This window comes from Nocardia sp. GTS18 (genome assembly GCF_013839555.1).
Lineage (GTDB): Bacteria > Actinomycetota > Actinomycetes > Mycobacteriales > Mycobacteriaceae > Nocardia > Nocardia rosealba.
In genome coordinates this window covers 366,383-380,738 of the sequence record NZ_JACBIU010000001.1, presented here as the reverse complement: position 1 = coordinate 380,738, position 14,356 = coordinate 366,383, and the positions used below count along the sequence as shown (strand labels likewise).

Sequence of the window (14,356 nt, the reverse complement as noted above, 5' to 3'; positions counted from 1 at the left end):
GGGGCCGTGTCGTTGTGGTCGTCGATGGCGCGGCGGTGGTCGAGCTCGGTGGGACTGTGGTGCGGGGTGTACTCGTCGTGGTGGTCGGCGCCGCGGTGGTCGTGGTGGTAGATGTGACGGTGACGGTCGGGGGATCAGCCGTTACCGTCACTGTGCTCGGACCGACCGTCGAGGTGTCCGGGGGAATCGCGGTGACGGGCACTGTGGATTCCGGGACCGACGCGACACCCGGATCTTGTGGCGGCGGTGTGGCCTGTACCGAAAGGCTTGCCGTGACGGACAAACTCACGCTGACCGAGGTATCCGGCGAATCCGCAGGCAAGGGATCGGTGGTCACGATGGTCGTCGTTTCCGGTGCGGGGGCGGTACTCGGCGGTTCGGTGTCCGGTTGGTCGAATCCGGCATCGGTAGCCGGGTCGGTGCTCGAGGCGACATCAGGAACGGCGACCTCGCTCGGTGCGGCGGCTACCGCGCCGGAATCGACCACAGCGGGACTGTCGTCGACGGCGCAGTAGCTGGAAATCTGTACGGACGGTTCGCCCGAGAATATCGCCGCATTGTTCGTCGGCAGGCTCGAATCCGCCCGCACTATCAGCGATATCCCGATTCCCGTGCCGACGACCGCGGCCGCGACGCCCGCACGCGACATCCGCCGCCGGAACCGATCGGCGGGTGCCGTCGAGGCGTGCCGCCCGTATCGATGCTGAACCCGAGGCCGACTCCCGGGATCGATTTCGCTGTGGTCGACGGATTCCATCCTGGCTTCTCCCTCGAGGTACGCCTACCGTGCGAACCGGTGGCAACAATGCGGACGTCACGGCCCATTTCAGGGTTTCGAGTAGGGATGCACCTCACGTAGCCGTTGCCGGTGTATTTGTTGCAGTTCGCCCGCGCGGGTCAGAAAGTCGGCGATTATTTCGAGTTCGGCGGTGTTGTAATAGCTCAGCAACATCTTGTAACTCTCGACGATCATGGGTACGACGATTTCCCGTACCCGATGGGCCGCGAGTTCGGTGGCCATCACTATCACCCGGCGACGATCGGTCGGGTGCAGCGAGCGGACGATATAGCCCTGTTTCTCGAGCCGGTTGAGCATGATCGTGACGCCCGCCGCGGTGAGGCCGAGCCGTTCGGCCAGCCTGCCCGGAGTGGTGGATTTCTCGTCCTCGAGCAGCACGATTTCGAGGGCGCGTCGATCGGTCTCGTTCACGCCGAGCACTCTGATCAATTCGCGAATCAGATCCTCGACGGATCCGTGATAGAACTCCAGCGCCCTTTTGAGCTCGACCGAGATCCGGGCGGGTTCGCTAGTAGTGGGGCACACGAGCTTTCCCATCAGCAGTCACCGATCAGAGCTTCCCTACGGGCGGGAGTATCGCCGCCGGGCGTTCGAAGGGGGCATGGTGGCTCCTGTCGATCGAACCTCACGAGATCGGCACCACCGCGGCCACCGAAGTGAACCGTGGCTGTGTCGGACATGCAGCGTACGACACGATGGCGGGCGCGATACGCCCATCGGACTTTTCGGTCGAATATGGTTACTTTGCACCAAACCGCAAGGGGGGCAACCATTGTCGATAGTGATGTATATGGTCTCGCCCGGACCGGGCCGCTCGCGCGACCCGGTCCGGACATCTTCACCACGGATTGTCGGCGCGGGTGTGGGTCATCGTGCCGTAGCGCCTGTCCATGGGCCTAGGTGACGGTGGTTGTGGTCAGGGTCGGGGAGGGGTTCGGGTAGCACGAAGTCGCTACGTTGCCGACGAACGAGACGTTGGTCGTCATGGTCATACCGGGACTTGTGTAGCTGGTTCCCGCGTACTTGCTGGTGATCGACGTTCCAGCGGCACCCGCGGTGACATTGATGGTCACCGCGGGTGGAGTGAAGCTGGTACCACCGGCGATCGGCCCGGGAATGGTCAGCACGACGTTCCCACCGGACGTCGCGACAGTGCCCGCCACGCTACCTCCGGAGGCGCTGGCCGAGACCAGGGTCGAGTTCGCCGGGGTGGGAATGGTCATCTTCAGGTTGCTGATGTTGTTCACCGTGAAGCCGGAAGCCGAACTCGGCACCGACGACGCACCGGGTGTGATGGTGATGGCCACCGCGGATCCCGATGCCGCCGAGCCCGGCGCCGTACCGGTGACCGTCGTGTTCATGTTCGAGGTCTGGCTGATCCCGAGGACGGTGCCCCGGCATGCCCAGTTCACGCTGACCGGCGCCGCGTTGACGGGTGCGGCCAGACAAAAGACGGTAGCGACAGCCACCGGAGCGATAAAGCCTGCGCGAAACAGGGAAGTGGTCGATATCATGGCGATCTCCAGAAAATGTCGAGCAGAGGAGTGACGGTATGCCCAACTACAAAGTGGGTGTTTTAAAAATATAGCTCGCCATCTTCTTTTCGTGGCTGAAATCGCGAATCGATACGCCCTGAATATCGTTATCTGCTATTAGTTATTTTCTCCGGATAGTTAATTGTGGAAAGGTTTCCACTTCTTTCGGAACTGCGGAATGAACTGGTGGTTCAGGGGGCACCGGCGGCGATGGCCGCCCGCGCCGCGCGGAGTTCCCGAGGCCTGGCCATCGCGACGGCGCCGACGGGCAGGCCGTCGCGGACGGCCACGGCGAGGAAGTCCCGGGATGCCACGGTGCCTTCGACGACGAGGTCGTCGTGCGGGTGGACCCAGCCGGCGAATTGCAGGGAGAGTCCGTGCTGATCGGTCCAGCCCCAAGGGATTTCGACGGGGACGGTCGGGCGGCCCAGGATGGCCCTCGCCGCGGCGGCGCCCGCGGACATCGCCGAGTTCCACTGCCGGCCGCTCTCGAACTCGCCGCGGTGGGAGTTGAAGGCGGTGGTCGCGTCGCCCGCGGCGAACACTCCCGGTGCCGATGTGCGGTAGTGCTGATCGATGACGATGCCCTCGTTGACGGCCAGGCCGGCGGCTTCGGCCAAGGCGGTGTCGGGCGCCGCTCCGATGGCGACCAGAGCGGCCCCGGCCGACCGGCTGCGCCCGTCGGCCGCCGTGGCTGTCACGGCATCGGCGGTGTCGCCGAGATGCGTTGTGCTGAACTCTGTCTCGACGACGACGCCGTGCTCCTGATGGATGTCGCGCAGCAGGTCCGACACCGCCTGCGGCACCACCCGGTCGAGCAGCGCGGGGCCCGCGTGCAACAGCGTCACATCGGCACCGAGGCCGCGGGCGGTAGCGGCCACCTCGCAGCCGATCAGCCCGCCGCCGACGATCAGCAGTGACCCGCCGGCATCGATCGCCGCTCGCAGCGCCGTGATGTCGGACAGCGTCCGCAAGGTGTGCACGCGGGTGGACGCGGTGTCGATGTGGCGTGCCCGCGCGCCGGTCGCGAGCAGCAAGCTGTCGTAGCCGAGGTCTTCACCCGTGCTCAATCGCACCGACGCACGGTCGGTGTCGATCGCGTCGACCCTGGTCGCCGCCCGCAGATCGATGACATTGTCGGCCCAGAACTTCACCGGCTTCAGCAGGGTGCGTTCCAGCGAGGCGGTGCCCGCGAGTAGTTCCTTCGAGACCGCGGGCCGACGATAGGGCATCGTCGGTTCCGCCCCGGCGAGCACGATCTCGCCGGTATACCCCTCGCGGCGCAAGGTGTGTGCCGCGGTGGCGCCGGCGACACCGGCGCCGACGATCACGATCCGCCCGCTCATCCGCGACTCACCTCACGCATGTCGAAGTCGACCTTCTCGCGGACACCGCAGTCCGGACAGCACCACTGTTCGGGAATCAACGACCAGGCGGTGCCTGCGGCGAAACCTTCACGGGGAGCGCCGAAGCGCTCGTCGTAGACGTAGTCGCACACGGGGCAGAGGTAGGCGGCCATCAGTTCGCTCCGTACTGCGCGAGGATCTTCGCGCGCTTGCTCGGCTGGATATTGACCCGGGTGATGTCGCCGTTGTAGTGCGCGAGCACACGATGGTCCATCACCTTGCGCCACAAAGGGGTCAAGTAGGCCAGGCCGATCAGGCTCGCGTACCCGCTCGGCAGTTCGGGCGCGCCGTCCATGTGGCGCAGGATCTGGTAGCGCCGGGTGGGATTGGCGTGGTGGTCGCTGTGGCGTTGCAGGTGGTAGAGGAAGATATTGGTGACGATGTGGTCGGAGTTCCAGCTGTGCTCGGGGGTGCAGCGCTCGTAGCGACCCGAGGCGGTCTTGCTCCGCAGCAGACCGTAGTGCTCGAGGTAGTTCACCGTCTCGAGCAGGGAGAACCCGTAGACGGCCTGGATCACCAGGAACGGCAGGATCGCGGGGCCGAACACCGCGACCAGCGCCACCCACAGCACCACCGACATCGACCACGCGATGAGCACGTCGTTGTGCAGCGAGAACGGGCTCTTGTCCAGCCGGCGCAGGCGGGTGGCTTCCAGTTCCCACGCGGACTTCAGGCTGCCCCACACACTGCGCGGCAGGAAACTCCAGAACGATTCGCCGAAGCGCGCGCTGGCCGGGTCCTCCGGCGTCGCGACACGCACATGGTGGCCGCGGTTGTGCTCGATGTAGAAGTGCCCGTAGAAGGTCTGGGCCAGCGTGATCTTCGACAGCCAGCGCTCGAGTTCGTCCTTCTTGTGGCCGAGTTCGTGGGCGGTGTTGATACCGACACCACCCATCGCCCCGATGGTGAAGGCCAAACCGATCTTCGAGGCCAGGCCCAGACCGCCGTCGATTCCGAGCCAGGAGAGGTTGTCCGCGGTCCAGAGGTAACAAGCGAAAACCAGGCTGATCAGCTGTACCGGAATGTAGGCGTAGGTGCAGTAGCGGTAGTACCTGTCGTTCTCCAGCTGTGCCATCACCTCCTCCGGTGGGTTCGCACCGTCGGGCCCGAAGAAGCGGTCGAGGGTCGGCAGCAGGACGTAGACCAGGATCGGGCCGAGCCACCACCACACCGGCGCCACCACCTGCCAGCCCAGCTGGTTGCACACCCAGACGAGTGCCGTGGCCAGCATTGCCGCACTGGGGGCGACGAGGCCGAACAACCACAGATAGCGCTTGGAATCACGCCATTGCAGGGCCGTGGCCGGTTCTTCGTGGTTTCGCGATGTCGTCATCTCGTTCTCCTGATCACCGAGACATTTCCCGGGCATTGTCGAGCTCGTTTACAACTGATGCCGATGTGTTCTCAGTAAATACATAGAGTCATAGGTTGTCAACGAAGCTGTCACTTCGGGCCACATGTACGATGGCTGGGTGGCCGAATCGCCGAACTTCCAGTCCGAGATGCGTCAGCTGTTGCGCGATCGCATGCTCGACGCTGCCCGCACCATGGTCGTTTCCGAAGGCTGGGGCGCGGTCAACATGTCGCGTATCGCGAAGGAGGTCGGCATCAGCAGGCCGGTCCTCTACAAGGAGATCGGCACCAAGCAGGCTTTGGCGGATGCCCTCATCGAGCGCGAGACCGGCATCTACCTGAGCGGGGTGGCCAACACGTTGGGCGAGCATCCGGCCGACCCCCTCGCCGGGATCACCGCCGCCGCCGAATACACCCTGCGCACCGCCGGTGACAACACGTTGATCAAGGCGGTCCTCTCCGCTCGTCAGGATGCCGACACCGCCCTGCTGCCCGCTTTGGTGAGCGACGCGCAGCCGGTGCTCGTCCGGGCGGTCGACGCGCTCACGATCACGGTCCGCGACCGCTACCAGTTGCCTCAGCTGTCCGACGAGGAGATCACCTCGATCGTCGAGATCATGGTGCGGCTCACCCTGAGTCACCTGTTCCAGCCCACCGGCAGTGTCGACCGCGCGGTGGCGCAGATCGGTGCTGTGCTGGCCGGTGTGTTCCCGGCCTGAGTCGAACGCCGTGCTGCGGGCGTGCCGCTGCGGAGCAATAATTCCTGACTGATTGGTTTGAAAACTAATTAGTTCAAACTGTGTGCTAAGCAACGAGTTTCGTTGATACGGTCACCTGGCTGGGCCGTTACGCCCGGTGCGTCTCGCGGCACGACGGTCTGGTCGGTCGCCTGATGTGTTCTCTGGCTTGATGAATCGAGACCACTATGTTCGGAATGCGCACCAGCCACCTTCTGGCAGCGATCACCGTGGCCGCGCCCTTGCTCGCGACCGCCGCGCTCTCGGCGCCCGCGCACGCGGCGACCACCACCTGGACAGTCGTCAACCCCAACAGCAACGGAGCCTTCTCGGCGGTGTCGGGACCGCTGGTCGTGAAGAACAAAAGCGGCACAACGATATTCACCTGTCCGAGCCTGTCCTCGTCGGGCTCCCTGCCCGCAGGTACCCGGACGACCTCCGGGCTCGGTGCCATCAAGTACACGGACCTGATCAACTGCACCGCTCCCGACGGCACGGCGTGGCGAGGGCAGTTCACCGCAGCGGCAGGCGCCTCGAACTTCACGGGCAAGTCTTACAATGCGGCCACCGGGACGACCTCGCTGGTCAATGGCGACCTGTTCAACTCGATCAACTTGGTCTTCACTACGGTCGTCGGAAACTCGTGCGGGTTCTGGACTCATCACACCGCGATGACGTACACGAACGCCACCTCCACCCTCAAAGCGACCACGGCCGTGGTGAAGTTGGCCACGGCCGAGGGGACGCCGACGTGTCAGGGACTCCTGACGCAGGGTGAGACGATCACCTTCGCCACCGAGTACAAGGTCACACCGGCGATCAAGATCACCGCAACGGTCAGTTGACCTGGCACCAGGCTGCCCTGACTATCGGCTCAGCTGTGCTCTCGGCGCCGGGATGTCGTGAATTCCATCCCGGCGCCGATCGTCCGAGTACGGCATCGACCGCGAAGTCACCGGCAGAGTGCGCGTAAGCCCGGTCCCGCGCTGTGTCGGATGAAATCGCAGTCGGCGAGGCGCTCGGCCGAGCCGAAAGTAACTGTGAGGCTGGCAGTTTCGGCGATCCGATAGGGTCGGCTCGCCACCACCGAACCGAGCGTCCGCCGCAGCCGGGAGATCTCGGCCCGGACCGCGACGGCGTGGTCCGCATCGCCGAACAGCGCTTCGCTGAGCTGCCCGACCGTCATGCCCTGTCGGCCGTGCAGGTGCAACAGCAGCAGGATCTCGGCATGGCGTGCCGAGAGCGCACAGCACCAGGCGGATTCGCCGCCGAGCGCGCGCAGGGTCGGCGGACCGGACAGGTCGAGCTCCAAGCGGGTGAGCCGGGAGCCGGAGTCCGGACGGATCAGCCATCCGTCGGCGAGTTGCTCGGCGGTGCACAGACCGAGCCCGGGGACGGTGATCGGGCGGTCGGGTCTCGGCACGGCCACCCGGTGCGTGGCGCCGACACCGACGGCCTGGGCCACCCAGCCGTTGTCGTCGACGACCAGGGCGGGTCCGGACAACCCGGCCAGGGCGGGGCCCGCCGCCGAACGCAGCCGGTCGAGCCGGGTCTCGTGATGACGCCACAGTTGCGCTTCGGCGAGCCGCACGCCGGTACTCACCAGCGCGGTGACCGCCGGATGCAGGGCCAGCGCGGGACCACTGATGTCGACGATTCCGAGCAGGGTACCGGTGCGCGGGTCGTGGATCGGGGCCGCCGTGCAGAACCAGGGGTGCTGGAACTGCTCGAAGTGCTCACCGGAGAACAACTGGACCGGATTGGCCTCGGCCAGCGCGGTGCCGATCGCGTTGGTGCCGACCGCGTCCTCGGTCCAGCGCGCGCCCTCGCGGAATCCCAGGGTGTCGGCCCGGTGGCGCACCTTCGCCGAACCGTGTCGCCACAGGATCACGCCCTCGGCGTCGGCGACCACCAGCATCAGCTGGGAATCGGTGTCGGTGAGATCGGACAGTGCCTGCGTGAGGTCGTCGATCACCGCGGTGAGCGAGGATTCGCGGCGCCTGCGTTCGACATCGTCGACGGCCAGCACCGAGCGAGCCCTCGGCTGGTCGGGCACCAGCCCCGCCGCCAGCACCCGCGACCACGACCGGGCGACGAGAGGGCGAGGCCGCAGCGGCGAACGCCCACCGGCGATCACGGCGTCGTGCATGCGGATCAGCTCACGCGCGTACCCGGAGAGGTCGGTGCCGGGTACGAACGCGCCGAAATCGCCCACGCCTGCGCCCTTCATCGGTGCCGTCTGTCAGCGCTGCAACGCGCTGCAACGATTGTGCCACCCCTCCCGCATGACGTGTGCTTCATGTCACAGATTGTGGAGGAGGATTCGATGACCCAGACACTCGATCCCGTCGTCGACGGATCGGACGTAGCCGGACCCCAGCAGCGGGTGGACGCCTGGCTGACGGCGTTCGAGGCGGCCTTGGCCGCGCGCGATGTCGACACCGCGGCGGGCATGTTCGCCACCGACAGCTTCTGGCGCGACCTGATCGCGTTCACCTGGAACATCAAGACCGTCGAGGGCCGGGCGGGCGTCGCCGACATGCTGGCAGCCCAGCTCGCCGACACGGACCCGTCCGGTTTCCACACCACCGAGACGCCGACCGAGGCCGACGGGGTGATCAGCGCGTGGATCGGTTTCGAGACCGGGGCCGGACGCGGTGTCGGGCACCTGCGGCTCACCGACGAGGGCGCGTGGACCCTGCTCACCACCCTGCAGGAGTTGAAGGGCTTCGAGGAGAGCAAAGGCCCACGGCGGCCGAGGGGCGTGCGTCACGGTGCCGACCGCGCCCGGGTGACCTGGTCCGAGCAACGCGAACGCGAACAGCACGAACTCGGCTACACGCGACAGCCGTTCGTGCTCGTCGTCGGTGGGGGACAGGGTGGTATCGCCCTCGGTGCGCGGCTGCGCCAGCTCGGCGTGCCCGCCCTCGTCGTCGACAAGCACGACCGCCCCGGTGACCAGTGGCGCAAGCGGTACAAGTCGCTGTGTCTGCACGATCCGGTCTGGTACGACCACCTGCCGTATCTGCCGTTTCCCGACAACTGGCCGGTGTTCGCGCCGAAGGACAAAATCGGCGACTGGCTCGAGATGTACACCAAGGTGATGGAGGTGCCGTACTGGTCCAAGACCACCTGCACCTCGGCACGCTACGACAACGCGAGCGAAACCTGGGTGGTCGAGGTGGAACGCGATGGCGACCCGCTCGTGCTGCGCCCGCACCACCTGGTGCTCGCGACCGGGATGTCGGGCAAACCGAACATCCCGAATTTCCCAGGGATGGACCGCTTTCGGGGCGACCAGCACCACTCCAGCCGGCACCCCGGGCCGGACCGCTACGCGGGCAAACGTGCCGTGGTGATCGGGGCCAACAACTCCGCCCACGACATCTGCGGTGCCCTGTGGGAGGCGGGTGCCGAGGTCACCATGGTGCAGCGGTCGTCCACCCACATCGTGAAGTCGGATTCGCTGATGGAACTCGGCCTCGGTGACCTGTACTCCGAGCGCGCCCTTGCTGCCGGAATGACCACGCAGAAAGCCGATCTCACCTTCGCGTCGCTGCCGTACCGGATCATGCCCGAATTCCAGATCCCGGTCTACGACGCGATCCGCGAGCGCGACGCCGACTTCTACGCACGCCTGGAACGCGCCGGGTTCGAGCTCGACTGGGGCGACGACGGCTCCGGATTGTTCATGAAATACCTGCGCCGAGGTTCGGGCTACTACATCGATGTGGGCGCCGCCGAACTCGTCGCCAACGGCGACATCCGCTTGGCGCACGGGCAGGTCCGCGAACTCACCGAGGACAGCGTGATCCTGTCCGACGGCACCGAACTACCCGCCGATCTCGTCGTCTACGCGACCGGCTACGGGTCGATGAACGGCTGGGCGGCCGACCTCATCGGCCAGGACGTGGCCGACGCGGTGGGCAAATGCTGGGGTTACGGCTCGGGCACCACCAAAGACCCAGGCCCCTGGGAAGGCGAGCTGCGCAATATGTGGAAGCCGACCCAGCAGCCCGGCTTGTGGTTCCACGGCGGCAACCTGCACCAATCCCGCCACTATTCGCTGTACCTGGCCTTGCAGCTGAAGGCCCGGTTCGAAGGGGTGCCGACCCCGGTCTACGGAAAGCAGCAGGTGCACCACCTGAGCTGACCTGGCACACCCGGCGAGCAGTCGGGTGGCTGATCCTCAGGCCGGTGGGATCAGGTCGCTTTCGCTGACGGTGTAGGTCAGCGGCGGGTAGACGAAGTCTGTTTCGTTGTTCTCACGTCGTCGCAGGCGGTAGAACTCTCGTCGCTGATCGTCGTCGGCCGAGGTGAGACGTGCGCCCTGCGGCAGGTACGGCCGACCCTCACGGAACTGGACGAAGGTCTTCGACTTGCGGAAAGTCACGCCGAGCCAGTCGTTTTCGACCGACCGTGCGGACGGCTCGAGCACGATCTTGTGCTTGAACCGCCGATTCGCGGCGACGGAGAACACGACGACGCTGTGGTGGGCCAGGGGGATCGTGAACTTCTCAGCGGTCCCCTTCCTTTCGAAGATCAGCGTCCTCGGTGGTGCCTCGGGGTGGCGATAGCAGGAGAAGACGGCGACGAAGGACTGATCGGCGAGGTCGAGAGCTTGGTCGGAATGGCTGCCCATCGTGGCGTAGGCGTTCGTGTAGCGCTCGATGAGCGCGTTGTCGAAGCCGACCGCCAGTCCCGCGCGGGCTCGAATCTGCTGTGCCAGGCGGTGATGCACCGGCCGGAAGCACTGTGTCGGGCGGGTATAGCGAGTGGTGGTTCGGACGAGCGGCACGCGACCCGCCGTATCGGGGTCGGCGAGAGTCGCGCCGCGGCGGCCGTTTCCCGTTTCGTCCAGGACAGCCGAACCGGAAAGCTCCGTGAAGAGGTTGCGCTCGAACGGCAAAGCATACGAGGCTATTTCGTCGGAGATGTCAGACTCGGGGAGCATCGTAGTCTCCGGTGTTCATGCTGAAACGGAACCGGTCGCCGTAGTCGATGAAGGACGTGGTCCTGTTCTCTTGGGCGTAGAGTCCGCGCAATTCGTCGACACCCTCGGCCGTGGGCGGATCCAGCTTCACCAAGCCGTCGGCTCGCTTCAGGAAGGTCTGGCCGTCCTTGTGCACGGCTTCGGCGCTCGAGCAGCGCACCACGTAGCCCAGACGGGTCGGCAGCGACCCGACGTCCGGCGCCGGGGGCGGATCTCGTGGGTGTAGAGGCGGTTGGTCGACAGCGGCATGAAGAACACGGAACCCGGATACAGGGTCAGATCGAATCGTGCGGGGACCCCGTCGCGCGCGTCGGCCGAATCCTTCAGGCGGAAGCGAAGTTCGGTCAGGCCGCTGGTATTCCGCACGCCGTAGTCGAAGGGGTCGGCGGCCATGGGTCCCAGCATGTCGAGCCCGTTGTAGAAGGTGCAGAAGGCCATGATGCCGCCGACTGGCATGTCCTTGGTCTTGTCGGCATGAGCCGAGATCTTGGCCTTGGCCTGTTTGCGCCCGGCCGTGGCCGGGGTGTTGTGATAGATCTGGGCCAGAACGTGATTGAGCGGCGCGTGGCCACGGAACACGGTGGCGGCCTCGTTGTTCAGGGCGTCGACGATGCTCGTGTCGGTCGCGCCGAAGCCCTCGGTCGGCCCCGAGAGATTCGTCGAGCAGCGCAGCAGGCGGAAATGCAGTTCGTCACCTCTTCGCGTGACAGGTGTCAGGTAGATACCGCTGCGGTGGGCCGAACCCGGTTTGGTGGACTCGGTCAGGGACTGGAAGGTGTGCTCGGCGCTGATCCGTCCGAAGTGGTCGTCTTCGAGGGCGAAGAAGCGGCGGTAGTACACGCCGACGCGATGCACACGAACCGGGACACGACCGAGGTCGACGAGAGCCGGCAGTTCGTGATCGCGGTAGCCGTGTGACAGCTTTCGGACAACGAAAACCCGTGCGGCCGAAGGTAACCGATGCTCATCGATCGCTGCGATATCGCCACACAGGTAGACGGTCTTCTGCGTGAGATCCGCCGATCCGGCGGCAAGATCCGCCGGGGTGATCGTGGACCCGAAGAAGTCCGTGATCGCGGTGTCGCGCAATCTCGTCGGTACGATCAAGACGTTGCCCGTGTCGTCCAAGCGGGCTTCCGTCTCGGTGTGCGTCATACGGTCACGGCTTTCTGATTCGGGTGGAGCGGTAGTCGCTCGGCGCGCTACCGGTCCACCGGTGAAACGCCCGGCGAAAGGCGCTGGCCTCCGAATAGCCCAGGCGGGCGGCGAGGTCGGCGATCGACTCGTCTCCGTGGACCAGCGCTTCGACGGCGCGGTCGCGAAGGATCTCCTCCTGGATTCGCCGCTGGCTGGTGCCTTCGGCACGCAGCAGCCGCCGCAGGTGCGGCGCGCTGATCGATAGGCGACGGGCGAGCTCGTCGGCGCCGAGCCAGGAACCGTTCTGGTTGCGCTCCATGATCGCGCGCACCCGCGCCGTAGTGGTCGTGGCCTGCTCCTGCGCGTAGAACAGCACACCGGGGGAGTCGCGGAGGAACCGCTTGAGGTCGGGTTCGTCGCGCACCAGCGGCATGGCCAGCAACGCCGCGTCGAACGACATCGCCAACCGCGACGCGCGGAAGGTGGGCCGGATCCCGAAAATCGTCGTGTACTCCTCGGCCAGATGCTCGGCATCGAACGGGAAATCCACGGAAAGCAACGCGACCGGCGCTCCGATCAGCCAACCGGCGAACCGGTGCACTCCACCGATCATCGCGAACGCGACGAACGGATCGAGGCGCACGTCTGGATCGGCGATGTTGATCGTGGCTCGGCCCGCGTCGTCGGCCCGCAACGCCCAGCGGATGCCGGTGGTCACGGCGGAGAGTTCGAACATGCGGCCGAGCGCACCGCGCAGATCCCGGGTGTGGATGACGGTGAGTCCGGCCAGTCGCAATGTGCCGCGCGCTACCGGCCGGGGCCCGAGGCCCAGGAGTTCGTCGTCGGTTTGCTCCCACAGGGCGCGGATCACCCCGGTCGTCTGCTCCGGTGTCATCCGGGCGCGGTCCTCGGCGTAGAGCCGCCAGTCGAGTGCCGCTCCGCGCAGCGCGCGCTCCACATCGAGGCCGCGTTTCACCATCGACTCGACTGTCGCCCGGAAGAACCGCATCGGAATCGTATGCGCCACTTGGCTCCTTCGACGTCGGGCGAGGCGATTCGTACGGTACCCCAGCGGCGATGATCGTTTCGGTCCCCCGAACGGCCCGCTGCGGTCCTCGTCGGGCAGCAGCCGAACTCATAGCGTCATAGGTGACAGCCGCACGGCTGATCTATCGAGAGGACTGTCCTGTGACGCAACGGGTATTCGTCGTCGGTGTCGGTATGACGAAATTCGAGAAGCCGGGTCGGCGATTCAACGAAGACGGCAGCATCTGGGACTACCCGGATATGGCACGGGAATCGGGCACCAACGCCCTCAACGATGCGGGTATTTCCTATGCCGAGGTGCAGCAGGCCTACGTCGGCTATGTGTACGGCGAGTCCACCTCCGGGCAGCGCGCTGTCTACGAACTCGGAATGACCGGAATTCCGGTCGTCAACGTGAACAACAACTGCTCGACCGGATCGACCGCCTTGTATCTGGCGGCGCAGGCGATTCGCGGCGGCCTGGCCGACTGCACGCTCGCGCTCGGTTTCGAGAAGATGCAGCCCGGCTCGCTCGGCACCACCTTCGACGACCGCGAGCAGCCGATGGCCAAACACATGCAGGCCCTGGCCGAAATCTCCGAGGTGCTCTTTCCGCCCGCGCCCTGGATGTTCGGCGCCGCAGGGCGGGAGCACATGAAGGAATACGGCACCACCGCCGAGCATTTCGCGAAAATCGGTTACAAGAACCACAAGCATTCGGTGAACAACCCGTATTCGCAATTCCGTGACGAATACACCATGGACCAGATCCTCGATTCGCGAATGATCTACGACCCGCTCACCAAGCTCCAATGCTCGCCGACCTCCGACGGTTCCGGCGCGGCGATCCTGGCGAGCGAAGATTTCGTGAACAAACACGACCTCGCCGGCCAGGCGGTCGAAATCGTGGGTCAGGCCATGACCACCGACTTCGCCTCGACCTTCGACGGCACAGCCAAGAACATCATCGGCTACGACATGAATGTCGCCGCTGCGGCCGAGGTGTACAAGCAGGCCGGACTCGGCGCCGAGGACTTCCAGGTCATCGAGTTGCACGACTGCTTCTCGGCCAACGAACTGCTGCTCTATGAAGCCCTCGGCCTGTGCGCCCCCGGCGAGGCCGGTCGGTTGCTCGACGACAACCAGACCACCTACGGCGGCAAATGGGTCGTCAACCCCTCCGGCGGCCTGATCTCGAAGGGGCACCCGCTCGGCGCCACCGGATTGGCGCAGTGTGCCGAGCTCACCTGGCAGCTGCGCGGCACCGCCGACGCCCGTCAGGTCGACAACGTGACCGCTGCCCTGCAGCACAACATCGGCTTGGGCGGCGCCGCCGTCGTCACCGCGTACCAGCGCGCCGACCGCTGACC

At 65.8% G+C, this 14,356-nt stretch carries 16 protein-coding genes; 6 read left to right on the top strand and 10 right to left on the bottom strand.

The features are described 5' to 3' along the window. The first annotated feature begins 14 nt into the window (after nucleotides 1-14). Nucleotides 15-515: a hypothetical protein gene (locus HYG95_RS01860; RefSeq protein ID WP_181696262.1), complete on the top strand. Its 501-nt coding sequence runs from the start codon at nucleotides 15-17 to the stop codon at nucleotides 513-515. A gap of 311 nt (nucleotides 516-826) precedes the next feature. Here the strand turns inward: HYG95_RS01860 and HYG95_RS01855 are convergent, their stop codons facing one another. Then, nucleotides 827-1,336 (bottom strand): MarR family winged helix-turn-helix transcriptional regulator, encoded by a 510-nt coding sequence (locus tag HYG95_RS01855; protein ID WP_220138920.1) that lies wholly within the window; start codon nucleotides 1,334-1,336, stop codon nucleotides 827-829. 359 nt (nucleotides 1,337-1,695) lie between these two features. Further along, the gene (locus HYG95_RS01850) at nucleotides 1,696-2,022 is read right to left on the bottom strand and encodes a hypothetical protein (RefSeq protein WP_220138919.1); all 327 of its coding nucleotides are present in this window, start codon (nucleotides 2,020-2,022) and stop codon (nucleotides 1,696-1,698) included. Nucleotides 2,023-2,035: 13 nt separating this feature from the next. Between HYG95_RS01850 and HYG95_RS01845 the strand changes: the two genes are divergently transcribed. After that, on the top strand, nucleotides 2,036-2,347 hold the full coding sequence (locus HYG95_RS01845) for a hypothetical protein (protein ID WP_181696261.1): 312 nt from the start codon (nucleotides 2,036-2,038) through the stop codon (nucleotides 2,345-2,347). A 178-nt stretch (nucleotides 2,348-2,525) separates the two neighbouring features. On the opposite strand, the gene HYG95_RS01840 is transcribed toward HYG95_RS01845, so the two are convergent. The 3 genes from HYG95_RS01840 to HYG95_RS01830 are packed head-to-tail and all read right to left on the bottom strand — an operon-like array spanning nucleotide 2,526 to nucleotide 5,073. After that, on the bottom strand, nucleotides 2,526-3,680 hold the full coding sequence (locus tag HYG95_RS01840) for an NAD(P)/FAD-dependent oxidoreductase (RefSeq protein WP_181696260.1): 1,155 nt from the start codon (nucleotides 3,678-3,680) through the stop codon (nucleotides 2,526-2,528). Beyond that, nucleotides 3,677-3,853: a rubredoxin gene (locus HYG95_RS01835; RefSeq protein ID WP_181696259.1), complete on the bottom strand. Its 177-nt coding sequence runs from the start codon at nucleotides 3,851-3,853 to the stop codon at nucleotides 3,677-3,679. Before HYG95_RS01835 ends, HYG95_RS01840 begins: the two co-directional genes overlap by 4 nt. Next, on the bottom strand, nucleotides 3,853-5,073 hold the full coding sequence (locus HYG95_RS01830; protein ID WP_181696258.1) for an alkane 1-monooxygenase: 1,221 nt from the start codon (nucleotides 5,071-5,073) through the stop codon (nucleotides 3,853-3,855). The genes HYG95_RS01835 and HYG95_RS01830 overlap by 1 nt, the downstream gene beginning before the upstream one ends. A gap of 139 nt (nucleotides 5,074-5,212) precedes the next feature. Between HYG95_RS01830 and HYG95_RS01825 the strand changes: the two genes are divergently transcribed. Together HYG95_RS01825 and HYG95_RS01820 are read left to right on the top strand one after the other, a co-directional pair. Next, nucleotides 5,213-5,812, top strand: coding sequence for a TetR family transcriptional regulator (locus HYG95_RS01825; RefSeq protein ID WP_181696257.1), 600 nt, complete (start codon nucleotides 5,213-5,215; stop codon nucleotides 5,810-5,812). Nucleotides 5,813-6,072: 260 nt separating this feature from the next. Further along, on the top strand, nucleotides 6,073-6,675 hold the full coding sequence (locus tag HYG95_RS01820; RefSeq protein ID WP_181696256.1) for a hypothetical protein: 603 nt from the start codon (nucleotides 6,073-6,075) through the stop codon (nucleotides 6,673-6,675). Nucleotides 6,676-6,782: 107 nt separating this feature from the next. Here the strand turns inward: HYG95_RS01820 and HYG95_RS01815 are convergent, their stop codons facing one another. Then, nucleotides 6,783-8,045, bottom strand: a complete 1,263-nt coding sequence (locus tag HYG95_RS01815) for a helix-turn-helix domain-containing protein (RefSeq protein ID WP_181696474.1) — start codon at nucleotides 8,043-8,045, stop codon at nucleotides 6,783-6,785. 111 nt (nucleotides 8,046-8,156) lie between these two features. On the opposite strand from HYG95_RS01815, the gene HYG95_RS01810 reads away from it, so the two are divergent. Beyond that, nucleotides 8,157-9,983, top strand: coding sequence for an NAD(P)/FAD-dependent oxidoreductase (locus HYG95_RS01810; RefSeq protein WP_181696255.1), 1,827 nt, complete (start codon nucleotides 8,157-8,159; stop codon nucleotides 9,981-9,983). Between the two features lie 36 nt (nucleotides 9,984-10,019). Here HYG95_RS01810 and HYG95_RS01805 read toward each other — a convergent pair whose 3' ends face one another. From HYG95_RS01805 to HYG95_RS01795, 4 genes are read right to left on the bottom strand one after another with little or no spacing between them, the layout of a single operon-like run. Then, nucleotides 10,020-10,784, bottom strand: a complete 765-nt coding sequence (locus HYG95_RS01805) for a hypothetical protein (RefSeq protein ID WP_181696254.1) — start codon at nucleotides 10,782-10,784, stop codon at nucleotides 10,020-10,022. Continuing rightward, nucleotides 10,768-10,959 carry a hypothetical protein gene (locus HYG95_RS24455; protein ID WP_220138917.1) on the bottom strand — a complete coding sequence of 64 codons (192 nt, stop codon included), beginning with the start codon at nucleotides 10,957-10,959 and terminating at the stop codon, nucleotides 10,768-10,770. Before HYG95_RS24455 ends, HYG95_RS01805 begins: the two co-directional genes overlap by 17 nt. Further along, nucleotides 10,932-11,978, bottom strand: a complete 1,047-nt coding sequence (locus tag HYG95_RS01800; RefSeq protein WP_220138916.1) for a hypothetical protein — start codon at nucleotides 11,976-11,978, stop codon at nucleotides 10,932-10,934. The genes HYG95_RS24455 and HYG95_RS01800 overlap by 28 nt, the downstream gene beginning before the upstream one ends. 4 nt (nucleotides 11,979-11,982) lie before the next feature. Next, entirely contained in the window at nucleotides 11,983-12,987 is a 1,005-nt protein-coding gene (locus tag HYG95_RS01795) for an AraC family transcriptional regulator (RefSeq protein WP_181696253.1), read from the bottom strand. Nucleotides 12,988-13,148: 161 nt separating this feature from the next. Here HYG95_RS01795 and HYG95_RS01790 point away from each other — a divergent pair, with 161 nt between their 5' ends. Next, the gene (locus tag HYG95_RS01790) at nucleotides 13,149-14,354 is read left to right on the top strand and encodes a lipid-transfer protein (RefSeq protein WP_181696252.1); all 1,206 of its coding nucleotides are present in this window, start codon (nucleotides 13,149-13,151) and stop codon (nucleotides 14,352-14,354) included. Nucleotides 14,355-14,356: the final 2 nt, after the last annotated feature.

Coding starts and splice junctions, on each gene's coding strand:
- HYG95_RS01855 (WP_220138920.1), bottom strand. CDS start 1,336: ATGGGAAAGCTCGTGTGCCCCACTACTAGCGAACCCGCCCGGATCTCG.
- HYG95_RS01850 (WP_220138919.1), bottom strand. CDS start 2,022: ATGACCATTCCCACCCCGGCGAACTCGACCCTGGTCTCGGCCAGCGCC.
- HYG95_RS01845 (WP_181696261.1), top strand. CDS start 2,036: ATGTTGTTCACCGTGAAGCCGGAAGCCGAACTCGGCACCGACGACGCA.
- HYG95_RS01840 (WP_181696260.1), bottom strand. CDS start 3,680: ATGAGCGGGCGGATCGTGATCGTCGGCGCCGGTGTCGCCGGCGCCACC.
- HYG95_RS01835 (WP_181696259.1), bottom strand. CDS start 3,853: ATGGCCGCCTACCTCTGCCCCGTGTGCGACTACGTCTACGACGAGCGC.
- HYG95_RS01830 (WP_181696258.1), bottom strand. CDS start 5,073: ATGACGACATCGCGAAACCACGAAGAACCGGCCACGGCCCTGCAATGG.
- HYG95_RS01810 (WP_181696255.1), top strand. CDS start 8,157: ATGACCCAGACACTCGATCCCGTCGTCGACGGATCGGACGTAGCCGGA.
- HYG95_RS01805 (WP_181696254.1), bottom strand. CDS start 10,784: ATGCTCCCCGAGTCTGACATCTCCGACGAAATAGCCTCGTATGCTTTG.
- HYG95_RS01800 (WP_220138916.1), bottom strand. CDS start 11,978: ATGACGCACACCGAGACGGAAGCCCGCTTGGACGACACGGGCAACGTC.